The organism is Blautia pseudococcoides, from assembly GCF_001689125.2.
GTDB classification, from domain to species: Bacteria; Bacillota; Clostridia; order Lachnospirales; family Lachnospiraceae; genus Blautia; species Blautia pseudococcoides.
Genome location: NZ_CP015405.2, coordinates 2,789,693 through 2,813,421, shown reverse-complemented (window position 1 = coordinate 2,813,421; position 23,729 = coordinate 2,789,693). Strand labels below are relative to the sequence as shown.

The window sequence follows — 23,729 nt, the reverse complement described above, 5'->3', positions numbered from 1 at the left end:
TTCTTTTCTCGAAATTGAAATGGGCGGGAAGCCATTCATATAAACGCCTGCCGCCACTGGAGCGCAGGCCGGACGGAACGCCCTACCGCATGACACCAGCGCAGAGGAAACAGGCCAACGCCTTAATACGGCGGGAGTGCTGTAACTATGAGGATGGTAACTGCATTGTCCTTGATGATGGGGATACCTGCACCTGTCCGCAGATGCTCGGTCTGCTGTAAATGGTTTCGGTGGGCGGTCTTGCCGCACGCCGGGACGCTGGAAGCGGAGATTTACCGGGGCAGGGACTTGAAACGCTGTGCGGTCTGCGGCGGTGTGTTCGTCCAAAATCCAACCGGGGAAATACTGCCCCGACTGCGCCGCCAAAGTTCACAGGCGGCAGAAAACAGAAAGTGAACGGAAAAGGAGGTCTGCTGTGGACAGTTAGACAGGAAAAAAGCCTTGATTTAAAGGCTTTGCACACAAGGCTTCCAAAATCTTTTCCTCTTTTTTTGCATAAGAAAGATAAAAATCTAATTCATCTTGCGGTGCTTTCTCATGTAAAATCTCATACATTTCTGCACATAAGCATCCATAATAATTTTGTCTTGATTTCTTCATCTTAGTACCTCAAATTCCAATTTGCTTAACTGCCACTACAAACAGTAATTTATAAAATACACAAGTAAAGAAAGGCATATGAGACTTCATTAACAATTACGCTCTGCTATCTTCCATGCACTTGCTGCCCATATTCCTTTTGTTCGTACTTTTTCAAATCTAATGTCCCCGCAGGTGCCCAGAGCGATGGTTCCTAACAGGGCTTGTTTATCCGTATATAGGGAGACAGCAACCACGCTTCACTATCTGTGAAACGTCAATAAGAAGAATTTTTTAAATCGTTTTTGAACAAAAAAGAGAAACGCTGTATATCAACGTTTCTCTCACTTTCAACTACTGCCGCAGACCGGAATCGAACCGGTACGGGTATCACTACCCACGGGATTTTAAGTCCCGGGCGTCTGCCAGTTCCGCCACTGCGGCAAAAGATATCGGATAGGCGAACCTATCCGATAAGAATGGACGGTGGTGGATTCGAACCACCGAAGCAATTTGCAGCAGATTTACAGTCTGTCCCCTTTGGCCACTCGGGAAACCGTCCATGATAAATATGAAAATGTCAGTTTTCTTTAATACGATATCATTATAACAGATTCTTACCGGATTGCAAGGGTTTTTTCAGCATTTGTTCAGAAAGGAAATCGTTCTCCGGGCACTTTAGTCTGAGATGATTGTAAGGTTAACATGACAGATGCGGAGGTGTATACTTTGTGTAAAGTCAGCATGACAGAAGGGAACTGCAATGAAAAACAGAATCAGGGAATTTAGGGAGCAAAGAGGGATGACCCAGGAACAGTTGGGAAACCTGGTGGGGACATCTGGGCAGGCGATTAATGCCATAGAGACAGAAAAGTTTGAACCGTCAATCTGGCTTGCCTATGATATTTCGTGTGTTTTTGCCTGCTCTATTGAGGCGGTGTTTTTTTTGATGTCAGCCCGAGAAAGTCAAGGGCGGAAAGCAGCAGGAGGGACAGCAATGGCAATAAGAGAACTGCGGTATGACGGGAATCCTATATTGAGGAAGCAGTGCAGAGAAGTGGAGAACATTGATGGCAGGATCCGGCAGATCCTGGATGATATGATGGATACTCTGCATCACACGGAAAACAGCGCAGCACTGACGGCAAACCAGGTGGGGATTTTGAAAAGGTTGGTGGTCATTGTTTACCTCGACCATACGCTGAAGCTGATCGATCCGCAGGGTTCAGGAATGCATAGAAGGATGCCTGAGCTTTCCGAACCGTTTTGTAAAGACTATCCGTCCACAGCGTGTTACCATTCGGGCAGTCAATGAAAATGGGGAGGAGATCATCCTGACAGGGGAAGATGAGATGGCTAAGTGTTTTTGCCACGAGCTGGAGCATTTGGACGGTGTGGTTTTTCTGGATAAGGCAGTCAAGGATACAGAGTGATCAACAAGTCCTTTTTAATGGCATTTTTATTTCTTTTCTGTATCACTTTTACCGTTTTAATACGGCTGGTGATAGGATAGATGCCATAGGAGGGACCGTTATGACACATATCAGAGAGTCAATGCAAAGAGCGGAAAACAGGTTTGACGCCACGGCGGCTCATTTTGCCAGGAGGCATCCGTGTATATCCCTGCTCTGTACTTTTATCGGCATACCGGCATTTATTCTGGGCGCTGTTTATGCGCTTGCTTCTGTTGTGGTATGCCCAGTGGCGTGGGTTTGCGGCTGGATGTGATTATGTGCTTTTTCCTCTTTTTGTTCCTTGCATAAATACAGAGTATTTGATAGAATGATAGAAAATGAATCGTAAGTTTCTGTGATTTCGGATAAAAGAAAGCCAGGGAACAAAAAATAGGAGCCATATGGGCAATATGAAAAATGAAGAGCATAAAATGTCACTGCCAAAGAAAGCGGGCAGTAATGACCTGCAGATATTGAGTGATAATATTCCGGGCGGCATGTTTTCCTGCCGCTATGATGAGAAACTGACTCTATTGCAGATGAATAAGGGATTTCTCTCCATGCTGGGTTATACACAGCAGGAGGTAGAAGAAAAGTTTCAGAACAGTTTTTGGGAACTGATAGACAGAAGGGACCGGGAGAGTACCTTAGCGGAGGTGCAGAGACAGATGGCTCTCGGTCCGGATAAAGAACTGGAATACCGGATGACCTGCAAGGACGGAAGTACCATATGGGTTCTGGACAAGGGGCATCTGCTCCATGATGACAAGGGGAACCGGTATTTCTGCTGTGTGCTTGTAGATGTGACCCGGAGTAAGGAGCTTGAAGAAAAACTGCGCCTGTCCCTGGAGCGGCATCAGATCATTATGGACCAGACCACAGATATCCTTTTTGAATGGGACATCCAGGCTGATGCTATGGTATTTTCCGGCAATTGGGAGAAAAAGTTCGGTTGTTCCCCGGTTACACAGCACGTCAGCCGCCTTTTTTGGCAGGCACCCTATATTCTGCCTGAGGACCAGCCTCTTATTGCAAAGCTTCTTTCGCGCATCCAAAAGGGGGAACATTACGCCGAGGAGGAGATCCGTATTGTAAACGGAAAGCAGAAGGCTGTCTGGTGCCGGATACGGATTACAGGTCTGACAGATAAAACGGGACGGGCAGTGCGGGCAGTAGGGGCTATCCTGGATATCGACGCGGAAAAGAAAAAGGCTCAGAACCTAATAGAACGCGCGCAGCGCGACATGCTGACAAAATTATATAATAAGGGAACCAGCCAGGAGTCTGTCCAGGCCATACTGGCTAATGGTGTACCGGGCAAGAGGGCGGCGCTGATGATACTTGACCTGGATAACTTCAAGCATATGAACGACACCATGGGACACCTTTTTGGTGATGCCCTGCTTACGGAGGTTGCCCACACCATTCAGAAGCAATTCCGCAGTGAGGATATTGTGGGGCGGGTAGGCGGAGATGAATTCCTGGTATTTCTCGGTCACATACCGGATGCTGCCCTTGCGGAACAAAAAGCAGTCCAGGTAATGAAGGCGATAGGGGAAATGGCAGTGCAGGAACTTACGGAAGTGGAGCTTTCCTGCAGTATTGGCATAGCGATCTTTCCGGATTGCGGGAAAACATACAATGAGCTTTTTCAGCGGGCGGACCAGGCATTGTACCGGGCCAAGAAGCTGGGGAAAGGGAGATACTGCATAGCGGACGCAAAGCAGCTGGCAGAGGCGTTTCCCGTACAGCCCTGCAGCGCAGCCAATACCCGGATAGATTCGGACGAGGAGACAGAGAACAATGTGGAACTGCGCCTGTTTGAGTATGTGTTCCGGATCCTGTACAAATCCTCCAATCTGGACACTGCGGTCAATGCCATTCTGGAGGTGGTGGGGCGCCAGTTTGATGTGAGCCGTGTTTACATATTTGAGGATGAGGAAGACCCGAATTATTGTACTAACACATACGAATGGTGTAACGAGGGCGTAAGACCGGAGATAGGAAATCTTCAGCATGTATTGTATGCCAATGATCTGGAAGGCAGTTATCACAGCAATTTTAATGAGAGTGGTGTGTTCTACTGCCGTGACATTGACGCACTGACACCCCAGCAGCGGGAAACCCTGGAGCCGCAGGGGATTAAGTCCATGCTGCAGTGCGCCATTTATGACAAAGGGCAGTACAAGGGATTTGTGGGATTTGATGAGTGCCGTGTGAACCGCTACTGGACCCGGGAGCAGGTGAATACGCTGGTATTCATTGCGGAAATACTGAGTACCTTCCTGCTGAAGCTCCGGGCACAGGATAAAGCGATCCAGAATGCGGCATCCCTGGAAGCCATTCTTGACAATCAAAGTTCCTGGGTGTATGTGGTGCATCCGGAAACAAGGAAAATGCTTTATATCAACCGTAAGACCAGGGAGTGGGTACCGGATGCAAAGCTGGGAAATACCTGTCACAAAGCATTCTTCCACCGGGAGACGCCCTGTGAATTCTGTCCCATAAAGGATATGGACAGTGACCATCCCAGGTGTGTGCGGCAGGTTTACAATCCGTTTCTACAGGTTTGGACATCTGCGGATGCCTGCTTTATAAAATGGAAAGGGGAGCAGGTGGTGCTCCTTACCTGCCATGATATAACGGATTTGAAAAAAGAGGCGGGGGATGACCGGGAATGCCCGGAGGACGGAAATGAGCAATAGAGTAGAGGCAGCCATGCTGCGGTTAAGCATAGCTGCCTCTTTTTATCTTTGATCTATTTGTCCTGAATGCTCACGCCTTTGATCGCCACACTGCCTCCCCGCACTACCTCAATATTTTTAAAGTAACCGGAGAAGTAGGAAATGATTTCATCATTCCGCTTTTCTGTCTGGAGGCTCTCCAGCAGCATTTCTGTCTTGCCGTAGTCCACCACAGCCAGATGGAAGATGGTTGCGATGCGGAACACCTCTGTCTTTACCGTTTCGTCGCAGTCCTTGATCTTAATGTACAGAACTTCTTTCCTGTGGATGCGGGAATTGGTGAAGTCGATCACCTCAATGACCTCCACACAGCGGTTTAATTGTTTTTTAATCTGCTCAAAGGTGGAGTCATCACTCTCCACACTGATGGTCATGCGGGAAATGGTGGGGTCCTCCGTGGTGCCAACGGTCAGGCTTGTAAGGTTGTATGATTTTCCGGAGAACAGTCCGGCAATCTTCGCCAGCACACCTACTTCATTTTCTACATATAAGGAAATCCATCTTTTCTTCATATTCTTCTCCTCCTAGCAGTCCAAAATCATGTTATGCAGCGGTTTTCCGCCCTGTACCATGGGCAGAACCAGTTCATCGCTGTCAATGATAAATTCCAGAATGGTGGGGGCGTCAGTGTTGCCCTTTGCAAACTGGAAGGCTCCGGCCATATCTTCCTCTTTCTCCACACGCATACCGTATGCGCCATAGCTCTCTGCCAGCTTCACAAAGTTGGGAGTGTATTCCGGGCAGTTCTTTCCGGGGCCTTTGCAGTTGGCGCTGCAGGTCTTTCTGCGGCGTGTACAGGTGGAGGAGTAGCGTTTATCATAGAAAAGCTGCTGCCACTGGCGCACCATGCCAAGATAGCTGTTGTTGAATATACAGATGATGACCGGGAGGCCGTAGGCAACGGCAGTTGCCATCTCCTGGATGTTCATCTGCATCCCCCCGTCGCCGGAAACGCACACCACAGGCTTTCCGGGATATGCAAATTTAGCTCCCAGAGATGCGGGGAATCCGTACCCCATGGTGCCCAGGCCGCCGGAGGTGAGGAGCTGTTTCTTTTCGTCCATTTCCAGATACTGTGTCACCCACATCTGATGCTGGCCTACGTCTGTGACAAAGATGCCCTCCTCAAACTGTTCGTTGATGCACTGTACGATCTTCTGAGGTGTGATGCCTTTATTCTGGTCCATGTCCAGAGGATGGGCATTCTTCCAGTCAGCGATTTCATCCAGCCATTCTTTATGCTCGCAGCACTTGATATGTTTCAGCATGGCTTCCATGGCATCCTTAGCGTCTGCCACAATGGGGATATCTACCTGAATGTTCCTGGAGATGGAGGCCGCGTCAATGTCCACATGGACAATCTTGGCGTTCTTGGCAAACTCATCTATCTTTCCTGTGATACGGTCATTAAAACGGGTACCGATGGAGAATAGCAGGTCACATTCACTGATGGCACGGTTAGCGGCATAGCAGCCGTGCATTCCCACATTGCCCACATAGAGTTCGTGGCCGGTAGGGATGGAGCCTTTTCCCATAATGGTGGTGATGACCGGAATCCTGGTAGTCTCCGCAAGCGCCAGTGCTGTTTCATTTGCCCTTCCGATATTCACTCCTCCACCCATGAGAAACAGAGGCTTTTTCGCTTCTTTCATCATAGTCATGGCTTTTTTTAACTGTCCCATGTGCACGCCGCTGCTGGGTTTGTAGCCGCGGATGTGAACTTCCTTGGGATACTGTTCATCCCCTTCCTGCAGCATGATATCCTTTGGAAGATCGATCAGAACAGGTCCCTTCTTGCCGGAGTTGGCAATATAGAAGGCTTCTTTGATGATGCGTCCCAGGTCTTTGCGGTCGCGCACAGTCACGGCATATTTGCAGATACCGCGGGTGATCCCCACAATGTCAACCTCCTGGAACGCGTCATTTCCGATGAGGTTTGTGGGAACCTGGCCGGTGAAGCATACCAGGGGGACACTGTCGTAGTTGGCGGTAGCGATACCGGTGACCAGGTTGGTGGCTCCGGGGCCGCTGGTTACCAGACAGACACCGGTGCGTCCGGTAGCTCTGGCATAGCCGTCCGCGGCGTGGATCAAGCCCTGCTCGTGGCGGGGGAGTATCACCTGGATGGAATCCTGTTTGTACAGCTCATCAAAGATGTCGATGGCATAACCGCCTGGGTATGCGAAGAGATAATCAATGCCTTCTTTCTGCAGTGCTTTTACGAATAATTCATTTCCTGTCATGGACAAATCCTCCTTTAAACATTCTTAGATGGTCCTTATACAATGAAAAACGCCCTGAACTGAGAATTCAGTTCAGGGCGGATAAGTCATCCGTGGTACCACCTGATTTCAGGAAAAATCCTGCGCTTTGCCAGTACAGATGATCGTAAGGATATCGATACTGTTTTCCCTGTAACGTGGGAAAGGGACGTTGAGGTCTACTAAGAGATATCCTGTCTCTGTTCGGCTCACTGCTCAGGGGCTACTTCCATACTTCCTAGCTGAAGATTCACACCAAACATCTTCTCTCTGAAAGCCGGCTGGGTATGTACTCCTCCCCGTCACCGCATTTATCTAAATGCTTTTTTAATTGTTTTATAGCATAACACACAAATGGAATTCTGTCAATGGGTGAAAAATGAACAATTTGACGGCATACGGGGATTCCTGTATACTAGAGTGTATCGGAAAATTCATTCCTACACACTCTAGGAGAAAAGAGAGGAGGTCCATATGAGAACCAGAGAGGAAGCGGTTTCCTATTGCCTGAAAATGCCGGAAGTATTTGAGGACTATCCTTTTCATGACAGGAACTGGACAGTTATCCGGATGAAGGGCAGCCGGAAGATATTTGCATGGATTTTTGAGCGGGAGGGAAATATCTGGGTGAATCTGAAAACAGACCCTCAGTGGCGGGATTTCTGGCGCACAGCATACGCATCGGTACTTCCTGCTTATCACCTGAATAAAGAACACTGGAATTCTGTCATTTTGGACGGTTCCGTGCCGGAGGAAGAAATTTGCAGGATGATAGATGAAAGTTATGACCTGGTGAGAGGAAAGAAATGAGGCTGCTGTACATAGAATATTATAAAGCCGGAATTCGGAGAAAAGATGGAATTAAGAGAGAGTGAAACCTTTAAGAATCTTATAACGGCCTACAAAGGAGAACTGCAGGCCTGCGGAAAATACCGGATCTATGCGAAGCAGGCCAGAAATGAAGGCTATATGCATATCGGAGGGATCTTTGAGGAGACATCATTTAATGAGATGCATCACGCCGAGATATGGCAGAATGTCTTAAACGGCGGAAGAATGCCGGAGACCAGCAGAAATCTGGAAGAAGCCCATGATTGTGAGAAAAAAGAATGGTCGGAAATGTATGAAAGCTTTGCGAAAAAAGCAGAGGAAGAGGGCTTTAAAGGGGTAGCCAGGCTTTTCAGAGAGGTAGGGGAGATCGAGCGGCATCATGATTTCCGTTTTGAGCAGTTGACCCAGGATATTCTGACAAACCGCGTGTTCTGCAAAGAACGTGAAATGGTATGGATCTGTATGAACTGCGGCCATATTGCTTATGGGGACTGTGCGCCCATCAGATGTCCTGTATGCGGCTGCCCCCAGGGGTATTTTAAACTGAACTGCGAAGATTATTAAAGGACAGACCTGTTGGTATTTTGTGTAAAATGTCATGATTAGGTAAAGTAACAGGTGCAATTTCGGTAATTTTGAGGTATACTGTAGATAAATCAAGAAAACAGGAAGATAAAATTATGTTGGATCAGTACAGACGGAATATCGAATATATCCGCATCTCCATTACAGACCGCTGCAACCTGCGCTGCATGTACTGCATGCCGGAGGGCGGCATCGAACAGGTGGAGCACAGCGATATTCTGACCTATGATGAAATTACCAGGCTGTGCCGCATTTTAGCGGGAAAGGGTATCAGTAAGGTGAAGATTACCGGCGGAGAGCCTCTGGTGAGAAAAAATGCGGCTGAGCTGGTGAGAATGGTAAAAAACATACCGGGAATCAATAATGTAACCCTGACCACCAATGGAATCCTGCTGGGAGACCAGATGCAGGATTTGGCGGAAGCCGGAACAGATGCGGTAAATATCAGCTTGGATGCGCTCTCTCAGGAGATGTTTGAAAAGATCACCAGGAGAAAAGGGCTTGACAAGGTTTTGGAAGCAATGGATAAGGCTCTGCAGTTTCCGAATGTGCGTGTAAAGGTAAACTGTGTCCTGCTGCATGGCGTAAATGAGGACCAGTGGATACCCATTGCAGGTCTGGCAAAGGACAGACCCGTGGATGTGCGTTTCATTGAAATGATGCCTATTGGGTATGGACGGCAATACTGCGGAGAGGAGACCGAGGACCATGTCCGGCATCTGCTGGAGGAGGCTTACGGCAAAGCAGTATCCTTAAGCGGCAGATTCGGCAACGGTCCCAGTACATATATACAGCTGGATGGGTTTAAGGGGAAAATAGGCTTCATAAGCGCCATATCCCACAAATTCTGCGGTGACTGCAACCGGGTCAGGCTTACGGCAGAGGGATTTTTAAAACCATGTCTGCAGTTTTCACATGGGGCGGATATGCGCAGTCTGTTAAGGGACGGAAGCTCAGACGCGCAGATCGGAGCCGTTATGGAAAAGACCATATTTGAGAAGCCCGGAAGCCACCGCTTTTTAGAGAAGCAGGAGGAAGGGCTGGAGAACAAAAAGATGTCTGAGATCGGAGGATGAACAAAATGGGAAAGGTACTGGCTGTCTGTATCAGTGAAAAAAAAGGAACACAGAAAAAAAATATTCAGGAGGCCAATTTTATAGAGGATTTCGGCATTGAAAAAGATGCCCACGCAGGAAAATGGCATCGCCAGGTAAGCCTTCTGAGCTATGAAAAGATAGAGGATTTCAGGAACCGGGGAGCAGAGGTGGCGGACGGTGCCTTCGGAGAGAATCTGGTCGTCAGCGGATTTGATTTTAAGAACCTGCCCCTTGGGACAAGATTTCGCTGTAACGATGTGGTGCTGGAGCTGACACAGATTGGGAAGGAATGCCATCACGGCTGTGAGATCTTCCAGAAGATGGGTGACTGTATTATGCCCAGAGAGGGTGTGTTTACCAGGGTCCTTCACGGCGGAAGGATTAAGGTGGGGGATGAACTGGTGATCCTTAAAGACTGACAAAAGGCAGAGAGAGAACGGCACAGAGCTTTGTGCCGAAATATGGCAGGGACCGCGCAAAACGTGGTCTCTGTTTTTTGTACGGCATTCAATCCCTCTGTTAGAAACCGGCAGTTTTTGTATATCCAGGAAGCATTAGGTGCATTCTATGAAAAGAAATATGGCAATGGTTCCGTACCTTCCCAGCTGCATATTCTGCAGCAGGGAAGAGACAGGATAATTACAGAGATACAGATAATGGAGGCAGCTATGACAAGTTTATGGATGGATGAGACAAAGATACAGAGTTTTCCGGAGCTGACAAAGGATATTACAGCAGATGTGGCTGTAGTGGGCGGAGGGATGACCGGAATACTGACTGCGCATTTTCTTTCGGAACAGGGAATGCAGGTGGTGGTGCTGGAAGCGGACAGGGTCGGGGGCGGCCAGACCGGGAAGACAACAGCCAAGATCACTTCCCAGCACGGAGTGATTTATCAGAAGCTTTTAGCAAAGCACGGGGAGGAAGCCGCAGGTAAATACGCCGCAGAAAACCAGAAGGCCATAGGCAGGTACGAGAAAATGATACATGACAGGCAGATAAACTGCGGTTTTGTCCGATGCCCGGCATATTTATATACACTGGAAACACCGGATCTGCTGAAAGAAGAGGCGAAAAGCGCTGCCGGCCTTGGGATTGATGCTGTATTTACGAAGGATACAGAGCTTCCTTTTGAGGTGGCAGGCGCTGTGCGTTTTGAAGAGCAGGCCCGGTTTCACCCTCTTCTTTTTCTGCAGTCCGCTGCCTGCGGGCTGACAGTCTATGAGCATACAAGAGTGCTGCAGGCAGAGGGGGACAGACTTGTGACGGATAAGGGGAGTGTCAGGGCAGAAAAAATTGTCTTTGCCTGCCATTATCCATTCCTCAATGTGCCGGGATATTATTTCATGCGGATGCACCAGGAGCGCAGCTATGTGCTGGGACTGAATAAGGCACCAAAGCTGCATGGAATGTATCTGGGCACAGACAATGCCCATGCATGGTCCTTCAGAAGTGCCGGGGAGTACCTGCTTTTTGGCGGAGGCGGCCACCGCACCGGAGAGAACCGTGTGGGAGGTAAGTACGAGCTGCTGAAAAGAAAAGCGGGGGAGTTCTTTCCGGAAAGTCAGGTACAGTATCAATGGTCAGCCCAGGATTGTATGCCTATGGACCAGATTCCGTATATAGGCAGATACTCGGCGGAGACTCCCGGCTGGTACACTGCCACAGGATTTGGAAAATGGGGGATGAGTTCTTCCATGGCGGCCGCGTGTATGATAACAGAGAGTATTCTGGGTGAGGGGGAGGATGAGGAAGTCTTCGGCATCTTTTCCCCGCAGCGCTTTACTCCAAAGGCTTCCGCCGGAAACTTCTGTAAGGACAGCATACATGCAGTGAAGGATTTGAGCAGAAGGGTCTTTACACAGGGCAGAGGTGATTTGGAAGAGCTGCCAAAGGGACACGGGGGTATTGTGGACTATGACGGGGAAAAGGTTGGGGCATACAGGAACGAGGAGGGCGAAGTCTATCTGGTGTCTGCAAAATGCCCCCATTTAGGCTGCCAGCTTGAATGGAATCCGGATGAAAAATGTTTTGAATGCCCCTGCCACGGTTCCCGGTTTGACTATAGGGGGCACTGTGTGGACGGTCCTGCACAGACAGATATATCGGAGAAAAGCCGCGAGAAATAGGAGGTATATTCTGTCTGAAAAAAGTTGTAAAAGTTGTAAAAATTTTGTATAATTAAGACAGGAACTATATATGTATGTAAATAGGGAAGGATGGTATATTATGGGTAAAGTGATAGCACTTGGCAGGGAATTTGGAAGCAATGGCAGAAAAATCGCGCAGGATCTGGCAGAGCACCTGGGTATCAATTATTATGATAAAGATTTGATCACCCTTGCAGCCCAGAAAAAGAACCTTCCGAAGGAGAAGCTGGAGGAAGTAGACGAGAAGAGGGAAAGCCCCTGGCGTTATTCTTTTGATGAGAATATGGCTATGGAGCGGCAGTTTCACTATGAGCCTCTCAATGATGTGCTGTTCCATGTACAGACAGAGATCATCGAGGAGGCGGCCGGGAAGGAAGACTGCGTGATCGTAGGACGGTGCGCAAATTATATTCTCAGAGATAAACCGGACTGCAGAAGTGTCTTTATCTATGCTTCTATGGAGTCCAGGGTCAAAACCATCCGGGCGCGGACCGTATGGGATGAAAGAGGCGCAGAGCAGCTTATCAAAAAGGTAGACAAACAGAGAAAATATTACTATAACAATTACACGGATGAGAAGTGGGGCAGCATGAAAGGCTATGATCTATGTCTGGACAGCAGCCGTTTTTCCAGGGAACAGATTCTGGAGATCCTGACTGCCCTCTATCATACCATTTAAGAAGGCTGTAAGATGCAGGTATAAATTTGAAACTTCTGGAAAAAATAACATGGAAAATAAATTCCAGGAGGCAATTGTATGTCTGTAGATTTTAGAGAAAGCGTAACAAAAGAGAACCTGATGCGTGCCTTTGCAGGTGAGAGCCAGGCCAGAAACCGCTACACCTTTGCCGCGTCTCAGGCAAAAAAAGAACATCTGCATGTGGTGGAGGCTGTTTTCAGCTACACGGCTGACCAGGAGCGTCAGCATGCCTACATTTTTTACCAGCATTTAAAAGAGATGGCAGGGGAAACGATCCAGATTGACGGCGGATATCCGGTAGATATCTCTCCTGATATAGATAAGCTCCTGCGCATGGCGCAGCACAATGAATACGAAGAGCATGATGACGTGTATAAGAACTTCGGAGATAAAGCAAAAGAGGAAGGATTCCTGCAGATCGCTAATTCTTTCCACATGATTGCAGATATTGAGAAAACCCATGGTGACCGTTTTGGCAAGTTTGCCCAGTATATGGAGGATCAGAAGCTTTTTGTATCCGATGTGGAGACTGGCTGGATCTGCCTGAAATGCGGTTATATCCACTGGGGCAAAGAAGCGCCCAAACAATGTCCGGTATGTTCCCATGACCAGGGCTATTTCATCCGTCTGGAGCTTTCACCGTTTTCACATTAGAGATGGGATTCAATAGATATACTCAAACCCTTTGGGAGTCATCCTGAAGGGTTTTTGCTATTATAAAAAGAAATATAAGCAATAGGAAAGAGTCATCCGAAGTTTACATTCCGAATGACTCTTTTAAACTGATGTGTCCATGGGACTTTACCTTCCTTGTTTTATTATGGGTTAAATCGTTAAGTTCTTGGTGGTCCGTACCTTCCTTTCTTTTGTATTATGAATGTTCATTTACGTTTTCGGTGGTATCAGTCCTTTCTGTTTTTATTTTGTTCTCTCTTTGTTTATGGCTTTATTATAACAGTCATGTTTTGGCTTGTCAAGAAGTAAAATGATAATTTGTAAATTAAAATATTTATAACTGTAAAGATACTGAAAATTATATTATTATCTGAAAATTATAAAGAATTTAAACAACAGGAACTTTTGATAAATCGTGTGGGTCATGTGGAAAAACAGAAAAAATCGTGTTATACTGTGCGTAGTCATTTTACAGATAAAGGTAACTGTGCAGTGCCTTCCCGGTCATGAGCAAAATTCCATTTCGTCCATGGCGATGGGATAGCTGTCTGGCTGCGGTGCACTTTAAGGAGATAGGATCAATGGAAACAGTATTTCATATTCGCAGAGCAAAGGAAGAAGATATAGAGGAAGTCGTGGCCTTATATGAACAGGCAAGAGAGTACATGGCTAAAAACGGGAACCCCGGACAGTGGGTAAACGGTTATCCGGCACAGGAAGATGTGGAAAAGGATTTGAACCGCAGCGTCTTATACATCTGTGAGTCATCGGATGGAACAGAAGGCGTTTTCATGTTCGATATAGGGGAAGAGCCAAATTACCGAAAGATAGAGAACGGCTGCTGGTTAAATGAGGAGCCATATGGATTCCTGCACCGGATCGCCTCTGCCGGGAGAAAAAAAGGTGTGGCTTCCTTTTGTGTACAGTGGTGTCTGACCCGGTGCAGTAATATGCGGGGGGATACACATAAGGATAATAAAACCATGCAGAGAGTATTTGAAAAAAACGGTTTCCTTCCCTGCGGAACGGTATATATGGAAGACGGAACACCGAGGATGGCATACCAGAGGGAGAGGAAAGCATGAAAGACACCGTACTAAAGACAGAGCGCCTTGTGCTCAGAAAGCTGAGCTGGGAGGACCAGGCATCTTTGAACAAAATGCTGCAGGACCCGGAAGTTATGTATGCCTATGCCCATGCCTTTACTGACCAGGAGGCCCGGGATTGGCTTAAAAGACAGCTGGAGCGCTACAGGCAGTATGGTTTCGGACTATGGGCAGTTATCTTAAAGGAGACGGGAGAATTCATCGGACAGTGCGGCCTTACCATGCAGGACTGTGAGGGAAAACAGGTGATGGAGGTGGGGTATTTATTCTGCAAGGAGTTCTGGCACCATGGATACGCTACAGAGGCGGCCAGGGCCTGCAGGGATCATGCCTTTGAGGTATTAAAGGCAGAGGAGGTATATTCTGTCATCCGGGATAATAACACTGCATCCCAGAGTGTGGCGAAGAGAAACGGTATGAAAATGGCAGGTTCCTTTGTGAAGTATTACTATGGGATCCATATGCCCCATTACCTGTTTCGCATCACAAGAGAAGAATATGAGGCAATGGAGAAATAAAAGATGAAAAATGTATTATGTTATGGAGATTCCAATACCCATGGGTATGACGGTGTGACCGGTAACCGTTTCCCCTGGGGCGTGCGCTGGACCAGTCTGGTGCAGGAGGCTTTGAGGGAGGAAGGGGTCCGGATCATCGAGGAAGGACAAAATGGGAGGACAACCGTCTGGGAAGACCCTATTGAAGGTATGAAAAACGGACTGAAATACCTGATTCCCTGTCTGGAAAGCCACAGTCCCCTGGATGTGGTGGTATTGATGCTGGGGACAAATGATCTAAAACAGAGATTTTCCCTGACTGCCGCTGATGTGGCTGCAGGTGCGGAGAAACTGGTTAAAACCATAAAGATGTATTTTCGGGAAAAACAGGAGCCGGTGCCAAAGATTTTGCTGATTTCTCCTTTGAAGATCAGAGAGGAGATCCTAAGCCACCAATTTTCCCCCATGTTCGGCGGGGAGAGGGCAGTGCGGATCTCAAAGGAACTGGCAGGTTATTACAGAGAGGCTGCCAGGCGGCAGGGCTGTGCTTTTTTAGATGCCGCGGCAGTGACACTGCCCTGCGCCCAGGATGCCGTCCATTTGGATGTGGAGGGGCACAGAGCGCTTGCCGGGGCAGTAACAGAAAAACTGAGGGAGATTCTTAGGGAAAGGAAGTAAGGAATTTGAATCGTTTAGGAAGAAATGACGTGTGCTGGTGCGGCAGCGGAAAAAAATATAAAAAATGCCACGGGCCGTTTGATGATAAGCTGAATCATCTGCAGTCCCAGGGAAGGATTGTGCCCAAGCGTGAGATCATTAAGACAGCGGAACAGATCGTTGGGATCAAAAAGAGCGCTGAGATCAATGTTGCCATACTGGATCATGTAGCGGAACATATCAAAGAGGGGATATCCACAGCCGAGATTGACCGCTGGGTATATGATATCACCACAAAAGCGGGGGCCGTTCCGGCGCCTCTTAACTATGAGGGATTTCCGAACAGTGTCTGCACTTCCATCAACAATCAGGTCTGCCACGGCATTCCATCTGAGGAGATTGTGCTTATGGAGGGAGATATCATCAATGTGGATGTGTCCACGATCCTGAACGGATATTACTCTGATTCCTCAAGGATGTTCTGTATCGGTGATGTGGGGAAGGAGAAAGAGCGCCTTGTGCAGGTTACAAAGGAATGCGTGGAGAGAGGCCTGGCACAGGTAAAACCCTGGGGATTTTTGGGGGATATGAGCCAGGCAGTCCATGAACATGCAGAGAAAAACGGATACAGCGTGGTGAAGGAGATCGGGGGACACGGCATTGGGCTGGAGTTTCATGAAGACCCATGGGTGGGATACATTGGCCGAACAGGCACCGGAATGGTAATGGCACCGGGGCTGATGTTTACCATAGAGCCTATGGTAAATATGGGGACCAGTGATATTTTCATTGACGAGGATGACGGGTGGACCGTTTATACAGAGGATGGACTGCCTTCTGCCCAGTGGGAGATCATGGTGCTTGTGACCGAGAATGGGCCGGAGGTCCTGGCATGGTAAAGACAACCGGAAAACGGGGAAAGATTTATCAATTGACGGAAAACGGAATGAATATCCAGGTGACGAAAAAAGCCATACGCAATATGTATCTGCGTGTGAGTGCGGACGGAAGCATCCGGGTTTCCGCACCTCTTAAAATGCAGGAGAGCGATATCAGAAGATTTATCCTGGAGAGAATGGATTGGATCGAGGAACACCGGAAGACAAAGGGGCAGAATCTGCCCCCCTGGGAATTATATACAGGCCTGGAGCGGGAGGCAAAGAAACAGGAGTGCAGAATGCGTCTTGAAAAAATTCTGCCCCCAGTCATACAGGAGTGTGAACAGAAAGTGGGAGTCCATGCAGAGGAGTGGCGCCTGAGGGATATGAAAACCAGATGGGGAACCTGTAATGTGGAAAAAAAGCGGATCTGGCTCAATGTCTGGCTGGCGGAGTATCCAAGGGAGTGTCTGGAATATGTGGTTATCCACGAGCTGGTACACCTTTTGGAACGGGGGCATAACCGGATCTTTTATGGCTATATGGATGTATTCTATCCTCAGTGGAAAAGCGTGAAAACCCGTTTAAACAGCGGGGCGCAACCGTAAGTTTACATGGATTTCCTCAAAAGCAACAGGAAATTGGTAGAGTTTACATGAAGGCAATCCTATAATGATTCCAAGATCAAGATTGAGAAATGGAGGAAATCATTATGAGCTTTGGAGAAAATTTGCAGTATTACAGAAAGCGGGAGGAAATCACGCAGGAACAGCTGGCGGAGAGGATGGAAGTGTCCAGACAGACGGTTTCCAAATGGGAAGCAGGCACCTCTTATCCGGAAATGGAAAAGATCATACTGCTCTGTGAACTGTTTTCCTGCAGTATGGATACTCTGCTGCGCGGGGATGCCCAGGCGGAAGTGGTGGAAGATTCCGCTAAATATGAAGAGCATATGAAAAGATTTGGCAATGCGGTTACCTTTGGCGTGGGCTTCCTGATCGTGGGGTGTTCTTTTCGCACTCTTCTGGATGGGATGAATGGATTTTTGAGAAATCTGCAGGATATTGTTATATTTCCTTTCTTTATTGTGGCTGTTCTGACATTTGTGGTGGCGGGTATCAGACACATTAACTTTACAAAAAGGCATCCCTATATACAGCCTTTTTACACCGGGGAGGAGATAGAACGGTTTGACAGGGGATTTCCCATCAGGATCGCCGCGGGAGTGGGAATCATTCTCATAAGTGTAGTGGTGGATGAGCTTCAGAACTTTATGCCCGCACCTGCAGGTGTGGAAGCCTCTGCGTTTTACCGCTTTCTGATGCTTTTGCTCGTCAGTGCGGGCTTCATGCTGCTGGTCCATACAGGGATGGAAAAAAGTAGATATAATATAGATGAATATAACAAAGAGCACGATCCGCTGTACCGTGAACGTCTGACTCCGGAGCAGAGGCGTATACTGGATGAGGAGGATCATATGCCGCTGGCTGCCAAATGGTCGGCCTGTATCATGATCGTGACGGCAGCAGTTTATCTGCTCTGGAGTTTTTTACAGCATGCCTGGCAGATCAGCTGGGTTTTATTCCCGGTAGGGGGTCTGTTATGCGGAATCGCATATATTGTGCTGGGACCGAAAAAATAGAGAAAATGGAGGAAGACACATGAGTCTGGCGATCGCGACACTGAAGAAGGGGGAAGGGCGTTCCCTGAAGGCAGGAGGTCCGTGGATATATGACAATGAGATAGCCAGTATCCTGGGAAGTTTTGAGAATGGGGATATGGTGGTGGTCCACGATTTTGACGGTTATCCCCTGGGAAGAGGATTTATCAACACCAACTCCAAAATCAGGATCCGTATGATGACAAGAAGATCGGAGCAGGAGATCAATGAGGACTTTTTGAGAAAACGGGTGTGGGATGCCTGGGAATACAGGAAGAAAACCGTGGACACAAGCAGCTGCCGCGTGATCTTCGGTGAGGCGGATTTTCTGCCGGGGCTTGTTGTGGATAAATTTTCCGATGTTTTGGTGGTGCAGTCACTGGCCTTGGGGATTGACAGACTGAAAGGGAAGATCCTGGAGCTTTTGAAGGAAGAGATGGCAAAGGACGGTACTGCCATCCGGGGCATTTACGAGCGGAGTGATGCAAAGGTGAGAAGGCAGGAAGGGATGGTACCGGTAAAGGGGTTTATGGGAGAGCCTTTTGATACCAAGGTGGAGATATGTGAGAATGGTGTGAGGTATCTGGTAGATGTGGAGGACGGCCAAAAGACCGGTTTTTTCCTGGACCAGAAGTATAACCGGCGGGCCATTCAGAAATTATGCAGGGATGCAAAAGTACTGGACTGCTTTACACATACAGGTTCTTTTGCGCTGAATGCGGGGATCGCAGGGGCAAAGAGCGTGTTAGGGGTGGACGCGTCCCAACTGGCAGTGGAGCAGGCAGAAGAAAATGCTGCGCTGAACGGGCTTTCAGGGAGTGTAAAATTTGTATGTGAAGATGTGTTTGAGCTGCTTCCGAAGCTGGAGAAAGAGGGGGAGAAGTTCGATGTGGTGATCCTGGACCCTCCGGCGTTTACGAAATCGCGCAACTCTGTTAAGAATGCGGTGAAAGGGTACCGGGAGATCAATCTGCGGGCTATGAAACTGGTGAAGGATGGAGGGTTTTTGGCGACTTGCTCCTGTTCGCATTTTATGTCTTATGAGATGTTTACGCAGACCATTGGGCAGGCGGCAAGGAATGTGCATAAGAGACTACGGCAGGTGGAGTATCGGACGCAGGCGGCGGATCATCCCATACTTTGGGCGGCGGAGGAGTCTTATTATTTGAAGTTTTATATTTTTCAGGTATGTGAAGGGTAGGTAAAGGCGGACGGCAGGGGAAGCACCGCTCTTTGCTTCCCTTGCCTGGTATTGGCTGGTTTACGAAAGAGGTAGAGGATGGCGGATTAAAATGTGTATGGGGAAGTTTTTGATAAAAATTGTCAAAAAGCGTTGACAAGGGAAAGATTACGTGATAATGTTTAAATTGCTTATATGACTGACGGAAGTGGAATGAACCACAGGGAGTATAAGCGTAGGAAGCCGACCGTCTGGGCAAGTATGTTCAGAGCGTGGGCTTTTTTTGTTGTTATGTTTTATTAGGGTAAAGTTGCCCATGGATTGGCAGCTATGATCATGGTCAAAATGAGAAGGAGAAGGAATTCATGAAAATGTTATCACTTGAGAATGAATTGAGAGAAAATGCATACCCTGGAAGGGGAATTGTTATTGGTAAGTCCGAGGATGGTACAAAGGCAGTTACAGCATATTTTATCATGGGCAGAAGTGAGAACAGCAGGAACCGTGTGTTCGTGGAAGAGGGAGAGGGTATCCGCACCCAGGCATTTGACCCGTCTAAGCTGACTGATCCCAGCTTGATCATATATGCACCGGTACGTGTGATTGGCAATAAGACGATCGTAACGAACGGTGACCAGACAGATACGGTCTATGAAGGTATGGAACAGGGAATCTCTTTTGAGCAGTCCTTAAGGGCTCGTGAGTTTGAGCCGGACGGCCCCAACTATACACCGAGGATCTCCGGTATTATGCAGGTGGAGGACGGCACATACCATTATGCCATGTCTATTTTGAAGAGCAGCAACGGAAGTCCTGCGGGATGTAACCGTTATACATTCACCTATGAGAACCCGGCAGCCGGGGAAGGACATTTTATCCACACTTATATGCATGACGGCAATCCGCTGCCAAGCTTTGAGGGAGAACCGAAGCTGGTGGGGATTCCAAATGATATTGATGGGTTTACAAAAAATGTTTGGGAGAGCCTGAATGAGGACAATAAAGTGTCTCTGTTTGTGCGGTTTATTGATATTGAAACCGGGAAGTATGAGACAAGGATCGTAAATAAAAACAAATAAGTACGAAGCATAGAGGAGAACAGAAATATGAAAGAATTAGCGCTAAAGTACGGATGTAATCCGAACCAGAAACCTTCCAGAATTTATGTTGCTGACGGCAGCGGGCTTCCTATTGAAGTTCTCAGCGGCAAGCCGGGATATATTAATTTTCTGGATGCTTTTAATGGCTGGCAGTTGGTGAAAGAACTGAAAAAGGCTACCGGACTTCCGGCTGCAACTTCTTTTAAACATGTATCACCGGCAGGTGCGGCAGTTGGGATTCCCATGTCAGATGTGCTGAAAAAGATTTACTGGGTGGATGATATGGGTGAATTATCACCGCTGGCATGTGCTTATGCAAGAGCGAGGGGCGCTGACAGAATGTCCTCTTTTGGTGACTTTATTTCCCTGTCTGATGTGTGCGATAAAGACACAGCTATGCTGATCAAGAGAGAGGTTTCCGACGGTGTTATCGCTCCGGGATATACAGAGGAAGCACTGGAAATACTGAAACAGAAGAAAAACGGCAATTATAATGTGATTCAGATCGATCCGGATTATCAGCCGGCTCCGCTGGAACATAAAGAAGTATTCGGCATCACATTTGAGCAGGGAAGACAGGAGCTTTCTATTGACGATGCGCTGCTTTCCAATATTGTGACAGAGAATAAAGAAATTCCGGCAAACGCGCTGATGGATCTGAAGATTTCTCTGATCACACTGAAATATACACAATCTAATTCCGTCTGTTTTGTAAAAGACGGACAGGCGATCGGTATCGGCGCAGGCCAGCAGTCACGTGTACACTGTACCCGTCTGGCAGGCCAGAAGGCTGATAACTGGTGGCTGAGACAATGCCTGAAGGTGCTGGATCTGCCTTTTATCGACGGTATCCGCCGTGCTGACAGAGATAATGCTATTGATGTTTACATCGGTGAGGAATACATGGATGTTCTGGCTGATGGGGCCTGGGAAAAGATTTTCAAAGAGAAGCCGGAAGTGTTTACACGTGAGGAAAAACGTGCATGGCTTGACAAACTGACGGATGTCACATTAGGCTCTGATGCATTCTTCCCGTTCTCAGACAATATCGAGCGCGCTAACAAGAGCGGCGTTAAATATATCGCAGAGCCGGGCGGCTCCGTACGCGATGATGCAGTGATCGAGTGCTGCAATAAGTACAATATGGCGATGGCATTTACAGGCATCCGTCTGTTCCATCACTAAATAATTTCGCCTCCGCTTTGGGCAGAGATAGGACCGGGTTTTCGGTTTTATCCCTGCCTTTTTTATTTTAATCGTGAAGGTTTTTGCGCAGATCTGGCAGCGGTATGACTGTGAATATGCAAGTGTTCAAGACAGCGCTGGGATATGGGAAAAATCAAAGAAATTTGAAGGAAAAAGACATGAATTTCACTTGTAGTCTATACGGTTCTGACTTATAATGAAGTCACATAATGCACAATCACAAGAGGAGGAAAACAAGAGATGGAAGGCATGATGAAAGTAGCAATAATGACGGATATCCAGAAGATGGATTTTGAAGAAAGACCCATCCCGCAGCCAAAGGACGACGAAGTTTTGGTAAAGCTGGATTATGTGGGAATCTGCGGTTCGGACCTGCATTATTATGAGACAGGGGCTATCGGGGATTATGTGGTAAAACCACCGTTCGTACTGGGCCATGAGCCGGGCGGCGTTGTAGTGGAAGTGGGCAGAGAGGTAAAGCATCTGCAGGTTGGTGACCGTGTGGCTTTGGAGCCGGGAAAGACCTGCGGACAGTGCGAATTCTGTAAAGAGGGCAAGTATAATCTCTGCCCGGATGTGGTATTCTTTGCAACTCCGCCGGTTGACGGCGTGTTCCAGGAATACGTGGCACATGAGGCGAATCTCTGCTTTAAGCTGCCGGACAATGTCAGTACTCTGGAGGGTGCTCTCATTGAGCCTTTGGCAGTCGGATTCCACGCTGCGATCCAGGGAGATGCCCATCTGGGACAGAAGGCTGTTGTTATGGGCGCAGGCTGTATCGGCCTTGTCTCCATGATGGCATTAAAGGCCAGAGGTGTCAGTGAAGTTTACGTGGTGGACGTGATGGACAAACGTCTGGAAAAAGCCATGGAACTGGGCGCCACAGGCGTCATCAACGGCATGAAAGAGGATGTTGTGGAGAGAGTAAAAGAGCTGACCGGCGGCAGGGGAACGGATCTGGTGATTGAGACTGCCGGTGCGGAAGTGACCTCCAGACAGGCCATCCTCATGGCAAGAAAAGGCTCCACTATTGTATTTGTGGGATACAGTAAGACAGGGGAAGTGACCCTGCCTATGAGTATCGCTCTTGATAAGGAACTGACCTTCAAGACAGTGTTCCGTTACCGTCATATTTATCCTATGGCGATCCAGGCTGTTGCGGACGGCAAGATCGATCTGAAGGGGATCGTGACAGATGAATTCCCGCTTACTGAAGCGGATAAGGCTATGGAGTTCTCTATGAAGAATAAGGCGGATATTGTAAAGGCAGTTATTAAGATCCATGAGTAACTCTTGACTGCAGCTTTACTGCCTTTGTATGGTAAGGAGAAGCACTACTCACCTATTTTATAAGCAAAGATGGAATGATAAAAAAGATGATCGGATGCCTCATATAGAGGTGTTCGGTTGTCTTTTTTGCATGTAAGGAAAAAATGGTGATATGTGGAATTCCGGGTGGATGCAATATCAAAGGTATTATTGTCTGCAGTTATAGATACTATTATGAGAAAGACAGGAAAACAATGAAACAAATGTGAAACACATGAAACTGCGTTGACTTTTTTTAATGTGAGATTTATTGTTAAATTGACCAGAAAAAAGCTGATAAAAACAAATAATAGTTTATATTGACTAAAAAATGGGAGAGGACTGATAGGATGGCAGCAACAATACGAGATGTTGCGGCCCGTGGTACTTTCCTCCACAATGGTTTGGGAACATGACAGGAGTTTTGTTTCATACAGGGACGAGGTAGAGATCACTGCCGGAGTTCTTGAACAGGTATATGAAAGTTTAAGCGGGGCAAAAGTGGTGGATATGCATGAAGGTTTTTTAGATGTTTATCAAAAACTACATCGGGAAGGGACTTTGCAGGTGTTCGATACGGGGTGGAGCGATGACCTGTCCATTGATAAATACAGAGAATATTTGCAGATTGCCGATTACTATGTCCCCAATCAGAAAGAGGCATTGAAGATCACAGGTGAGATCACAATAGAAAATGCAGCAGAAAGGCTGTCAGAATTTTTCAATGATGTGATCATTACTGGACCGGGATGGATGTCTTCTGAAAAATAAAGACGGCATTTCTGTCATTCCTTCTATGAAAAATGTGGAGGCTGTAGATGCCACTGGAGCCGGGGATGCATTTTTAAGTGGTTTTATTTATGGATTATTTCATGATTATCCCGTGGAGCAGTGTATCCGTTTTGGAAATGTGACAGGAGGTACATGTGTACAGGGAGTGGGATGTCTGACAAAATATGTATATGAAGATCAGTTGCTGCAGTTCGCCAGCCAAATCCAATAGGGGGTCAGGGGTGACAAAGGGGGTCATAAAAAGCATAGCCGAAACAGAATGGAGCATG

24 protein-coding genes, 2 tRNA genes, 3 pseudogenes, 1 riboswitch and 1 other annotated feature are annotated in these 23,729 nt (G+C 47.6%); of the genes and pseudogenes, 24 read left to right on the top strand and 5 right to left on the bottom strand.

What is annotated here, in order from left to right:
• The first annotated feature begins 89 nt into the window (after positions 1-89).
• Positions 90-427, top strand: a pseudogene (locus A4V09_RS26065) (cysteine-rich VLP domain-containing protein).
• Here A4V09_RS26065 and A4V09_RS24485 read toward each other — a convergent pair.
• The 3 genes from A4V09_RS24485 to A4V09_RS13420 form a co-directional block, all read right to left on the bottom strand.
• Entirely contained in the window at positions 424-600 is a 177-nt protein-coding gene (locus tag A4V09_RS24485) for a hypothetical protein (RefSeq protein ID WP_198168540.1), read from the bottom strand. The pseudogene A4V09_RS26065 and the gene A4V09_RS24485 overlap by 4 nt on opposite strands.
• A gap of 337 nt (positions 601-937) precedes the next feature.
• A tRNA-Leu gene (locus A4V09_RS13425) sits at positions 938-1,023 on the bottom strand.
• Between the two features lie 36 nt (positions 1,024-1,059).
• Positions 1,060-1,141, bottom strand: a tRNA-Tyr gene (locus A4V09_RS13420).
• Positions 1,142-1,342: 201 nt separating this feature from the next.
• On the opposite strand from A4V09_RS13420, the pseudogene A4V09_RS26475 reads away from it, so the two are divergent.
• The 4 genes and pseudogenes from A4V09_RS26475 to A4V09_RS13400 form a co-directional block, all read left to right on the top strand.
• Positions 1,343-1,453 (top strand): annotated as a pseudogene (locus A4V09_RS26475) (helix-turn-helix transcriptional regulator); the annotation flags it as partial.
• Between the two features lie 123 nt (positions 1,454-1,576).
• Positions 1,577-2,012: pseudogene (locus tag A4V09_RS26470) on the top strand (peptide deformylase).
• Between the two features lie 100 nt (positions 2,013-2,112).
• On the top strand, positions 2,113-2,307 hold the full coding sequence (locus tag A4V09_RS13405) for a hypothetical protein (RefSeq protein WP_065542807.1): 195 nt from the start codon (positions 2,113-2,115) through the stop codon (positions 2,305-2,307).
• A gap of 136 nt (positions 2,308-2,443) precedes the next feature.
• The gene (locus A4V09_RS13400) at positions 2,444-4,738 is read left to right on the top strand and encodes a sensor domain-containing diguanylate cyclase (RefSeq protein ID WP_242963830.1); all 2,295 of its coding nucleotides are present in this window, start codon (positions 2,444-2,446) and stop codon (positions 4,736-4,738) included.
• Between the two features lie 53 nt (positions 4,739-4,791).
• On the opposite strand, the gene ilvN is transcribed toward A4V09_RS13400, so the two are convergent.
• Positions 4,792-5,289 carry an acetolactate synthase small subunit gene (ilvN, locus tag A4V09_RS13395; RefSeq protein WP_065542805.1) on the bottom strand — a complete coding sequence of 166 codons (498 nt, stop codon included), beginning with the start codon at positions 5,287-5,289 and terminating at the stop codon, positions 4,792-4,794.
• Positions 5,290-5,301: 12 nt separating this feature from the next.
• Positions 5,302-7,026: a biosynthetic-type acetolactate synthase large subunit gene (gene ilvB, locus A4V09_RS13390; RefSeq protein ID WP_065542804.1), complete on the bottom strand. Its 1,725-nt coding sequence runs from the start codon at positions 7,024-7,026 to the stop codon at positions 5,302-5,304.
• Between the two features lie 64 nt (positions 7,027-7,090).
• Positions 7,091-7,353: a binding site (T-box leader), on the bottom strand.
• A gap of 159 nt (positions 7,354-7,512) precedes the next feature.
• Between ilvB and A4V09_RS13385 the strand changes: the two genes are divergently transcribed.
• The 19 genes from A4V09_RS13385 (at position 7,513) to A4V09_RS26825 (ending at position 23,671) form a co-directional block, all read left to right on the top strand.
• The gene (locus A4V09_RS13385; protein ID WP_065542803.1) at positions 7,513-7,848 is read left to right on the top strand and encodes an MmcQ/YjbR family DNA-binding protein; all 336 of its coding nucleotides are present in this window, start codon (positions 7,513-7,515) and stop codon (positions 7,846-7,848) included.
• 45 nt (positions 7,849-7,893) lie between these two features.
• A complete protein-coding gene (locus A4V09_RS13380) occupies positions 7,894-8,433 on the top strand; it encodes a rubrerythrin family protein (RefSeq protein WP_065542802.1) in 540 nt (179 codons plus the stop codon).
• 116 nt (positions 8,434-8,549) lie between these two features.
• A complete protein-coding gene (gene moaA / locus A4V09_RS13375) occupies positions 8,550-9,530 on the top strand; it encodes a GTP 3',8-cyclase MoaA (RefSeq protein ID WP_065542801.1) in 981 nt (326 codons plus the stop codon).
• Positions 9,531-9,535: 5 nt separating this feature from the next.
• Positions 9,536-9,970 carry an MOSC domain-containing protein gene (locus tag A4V09_RS13370; protein ID WP_065542800.1) on the top strand — a complete coding sequence of 145 codons (435 nt, stop codon included), beginning with the start codon at positions 9,536-9,538 and terminating at the stop codon, positions 9,968-9,970.
• 249 nt (positions 9,971-10,219) lie between these two features.
• Complete coding sequence (locus tag A4V09_RS13365; RefSeq protein ID WP_065544773.1) at positions 10,220-11,680, top strand: FAD-dependent oxidoreductase; 1,461 nt, start codon at positions 10,220-10,222, stop codon at positions 11,678-11,680.
• A 100-nt stretch (positions 11,681-11,780) separates the two neighbouring features.
• Positions 11,781-12,380: a cytidylate kinase-like family protein gene (locus A4V09_RS13360; protein ID WP_065542799.1), complete on the top strand. Its 600-nt coding sequence runs from the start codon at positions 11,781-11,783 to the stop codon at positions 12,378-12,380.
• A gap of 78 nt (positions 12,381-12,458) precedes the next feature.
• The gene (gene rbr / locus A4V09_RS13355) at positions 12,459-13,055 is read left to right on the top strand and encodes a rubrerythrin (RefSeq protein WP_065542798.1); all 597 of its coding nucleotides are present in this window, start codon (positions 12,459-12,461) and stop codon (positions 13,053-13,055) included.
• Positions 13,056-13,657: 602 nt separating this feature from the next.
• Positions 13,658-14,161, top strand: coding sequence for a GNAT family N-acetyltransferase (locus A4V09_RS13350; protein ID WP_065542797.1), 504 nt, complete (start codon positions 13,658-13,660; stop codon positions 14,159-14,161).
• On the top strand, positions 14,158-14,700 hold the full coding sequence (locus A4V09_RS13345; RefSeq protein ID WP_065542796.1) for a GNAT family N-acetyltransferase: 543 nt from the start codon (positions 14,158-14,160) through the stop codon (positions 14,698-14,700). Before A4V09_RS13350 ends, A4V09_RS13345 begins: the two co-directional genes overlap by 4 nt.
• Positions 14,701-14,703: 3 nt before the next feature.
• A complete protein-coding gene (locus A4V09_RS13340; protein ID WP_065542795.1) occupies positions 14,704-15,357 on the top strand; it encodes an SGNH/GDSL hydrolase family protein in 654 nt (217 codons plus the stop codon).
• A 5-nt stretch (positions 15,358-15,362) separates the two neighbouring features.
• Positions 15,363-16,235, top strand: a complete 873-nt coding sequence (locus A4V09_RS13335) for a methionyl aminopeptidase (protein ID WP_065542794.1) — start codon at positions 15,363-15,365, stop codon at positions 16,233-16,235.
• Complete coding sequence (locus A4V09_RS13330) at positions 16,229-16,822, top strand: M48 family metallopeptidase (protein ID WP_065542793.1); 594 nt, start codon at positions 16,229-16,231, stop codon at positions 16,820-16,822. The genes A4V09_RS13335 and A4V09_RS13330 overlap by 7 nt, the downstream gene beginning before the upstream one ends.
• Before the next feature lie 104 nt (positions 16,823-16,926).
• Positions 16,927-17,856: a helix-turn-helix transcriptional regulator gene (locus A4V09_RS13325; RefSeq protein ID WP_065542792.1), complete on the top strand. Its 930-nt coding sequence runs from the start codon at positions 16,927-16,929 to the stop codon at positions 17,854-17,856.
• A gap of 19 nt (positions 17,857-17,875) precedes the next feature.
• The gene (locus A4V09_RS13320) at positions 17,876-19,075 is read left to right on the top strand and encodes a class I SAM-dependent rRNA methyltransferase (protein WP_065542791.1); all 1,200 of its coding nucleotides are present in this window, start codon (positions 17,876-17,878) and stop codon (positions 19,073-19,075) included.
• 164 nt (positions 19,076-19,239) lie between these two features.
• Positions 19,240-19,318: riboswitch (ZMP/ZTP riboswitch) on the top strand.
• 101 nt (positions 19,319-19,419) lie between these two features.
• The gene (locus A4V09_RS13315; protein ID WP_065542790.1) at positions 19,420-20,133 is read left to right on the top strand and encodes an IMP cyclohydrolase; all 714 of its coding nucleotides are present in this window, start codon (positions 19,420-19,422) and stop codon (positions 20,131-20,133) included.
• Between the two features lie 27 nt (positions 20,134-20,160).
• A complete protein-coding gene (locus tag A4V09_RS13310) occupies positions 20,161-21,339 on the top strand; it encodes a phosphoribosylaminoimidazolecarboxamide formyltransferase (RefSeq protein ID WP_065542789.1) in 1,179 nt (392 codons plus the stop codon).
• 261 nt (positions 21,340-21,600) lie between these two features.
• Complete coding sequence (locus A4V09_RS13305) at positions 21,601-22,650, top strand: NAD(P)-dependent alcohol dehydrogenase (protein WP_065542788.1); 1,050 nt, start codon at positions 21,601-21,603, stop codon at positions 22,648-22,650.
• A gap of 387 nt (positions 22,651-23,037) precedes the next feature.
• Entirely contained in the window at positions 23,038-23,439 is a 402-nt protein-coding gene (locus A4V09_RS13300) for a hypothetical protein (protein WP_065542787.1), read from the top strand.
• Positions 23,440-23,464: 25 nt separating this feature from the next.
• On the top strand, positions 23,465-23,671 hold the full coding sequence (locus A4V09_RS26825; protein WP_065542786.1) for a carbohydrate kinase family protein: 207 nt from the start codon (positions 23,465-23,467) through the stop codon (positions 23,669-23,671).
• The last annotated feature ends 58 nt before the right edge of the window (positions 23,672-23,729 follow it).

Excerpts from the sequence above, each read along its gene's own strand:
- A4V09_RS13315 (WP_065542790.1), top strand. The coding sequence starts at position 19,420 with ATGAAAATGTTATCACTTGAGAATGAATTGAGAGAAAATGCATACCCT.
- moaA (WP_065542801.1), top strand. The coding sequence starts at position 8,550 with ATGTTGGATCAGTACAGACGGAATATCGAATATATCCGCATCTCCATT.
- A4V09_RS13320 (WP_065542791.1), top strand. The coding sequence starts at position 17,876 with ATGAGTCTGGCGATCGCGACACTGAAGAAGGGGGAAGGGCGTTCCCTG.
- A4V09_RS13300 (WP_065542787.1), top strand. The coding sequence starts at position 23,038 with ATGTTGCGGCCCGTGGTACTTTCCTCCACAATGGTTTGGGAACATGAC.
- A4V09_RS24485 (WP_198168540.1), bottom strand. The coding sequence starts at position 600 with ATGAAGAAATCAAGACAAAATTATTATGGATGCTTATGTGCAGAAATG.
- A4V09_RS13405 (WP_065542807.1), top strand. The coding sequence starts at position 2,113 with ATGACACATATCAGAGAGTCAATGCAAAGAGCGGAAAACAGGTTTGAC.
- ilvN (WP_065542805.1), bottom strand. The coding sequence starts at position 5,289 with ATGAAGAAAAGATGGATTTCCTTATATGTAGAAAATGAAGTAGGTGTG.
- A4V09_RS13380 (WP_065542802.1), top strand. The coding sequence starts at position 7,894 with ATGGAATTAAGAGAGAGTGAAACCTTTAAGAATCTTATAACGGCCTAC.
- A4V09_RS13330 (WP_065542793.1), top strand. The coding sequence starts at position 16,229 with ATGGTAAAGACAACCGGAAAACGGGGAAAGATTTATCAATTGACGGAA.
- A4V09_RS26825 (WP_065542786.1), top strand. The coding sequence starts at position 23,465 with ATGAAAAATGTGGAGGCTGTAGATGCCACTGGAGCCGGGGATGCATTT.
- A4V09_RS13350 (WP_065542797.1), top strand. The coding sequence starts at position 13,658 with ATGGAAACAGTATTTCATATTCGCAGAGCAAAGGAAGAAGATATAGAG.
- A4V09_RS13400 (WP_242963830.1), top strand. The coding sequence starts at position 2,444 with ATGAAAAATGAAGAGCATAAAATGTCACTGCCAAAGAAAGCGGGCAGT.
- A4V09_RS13370 (WP_065542800.1), top strand. The coding sequence starts at position 9,536 with ATGGGAAAGGTACTGGCTGTCTGTATCAGTGAAAAAAAAGGAACACAG.
- A4V09_RS13305 (WP_065542788.1), top strand. The coding sequence starts at position 21,601 with ATGGAAGGCATGATGAAAGTAGCAATAATGACGGATATCCAGAAGATG.
- A4V09_RS13325 (WP_065542792.1), top strand. The coding sequence starts at position 16,927 with ATGAGCTTTGGAGAAAATTTGCAGTATTACAGAAAGCGGGAGGAAATC.
- A4V09_RS13360 (WP_065542799.1), top strand. The coding sequence starts at position 11,781 with ATGGGTAAAGTGATAGCACTTGGCAGGGAATTTGGAAGCAATGGCAGA.
- A4V09_RS13345 (WP_065542796.1), top strand. The coding sequence starts at position 14,158 with ATGAAAGACACCGTACTAAAGACAGAGCGCCTTGTGCTCAGAAAGCTG.
- A4V09_RS13310 (WP_065542789.1), top strand. The coding sequence starts at position 20,161 with ATGAAAGAATTAGCGCTAAAGTACGGATGTAATCCGAACCAGAAACCT.
- rbr (WP_065542798.1), top strand. The coding sequence starts at position 12,459 with ATGTCTGTAGATTTTAGAGAAAGCGTAACAAAAGAGAACCTGATGCGT.
- A4V09_RS13365 (WP_065544773.1), top strand. The coding sequence starts at position 10,220 with ATGACAAGTTTATGGATGGATGAGACAAAGATACAGAGTTTTCCGGAG.
- A4V09_RS13340 (WP_065542795.1), top strand. The coding sequence starts at position 14,704 with ATGAAAAATGTATTATGTTATGGAGATTCCAATACCCATGGGTATGAC.
- A4V09_RS13385 (WP_065542803.1), top strand. The coding sequence starts at position 7,513 with ATGAGAACCAGAGAGGAAGCGGTTTCCTATTGCCTGAAAATGCCGGAA.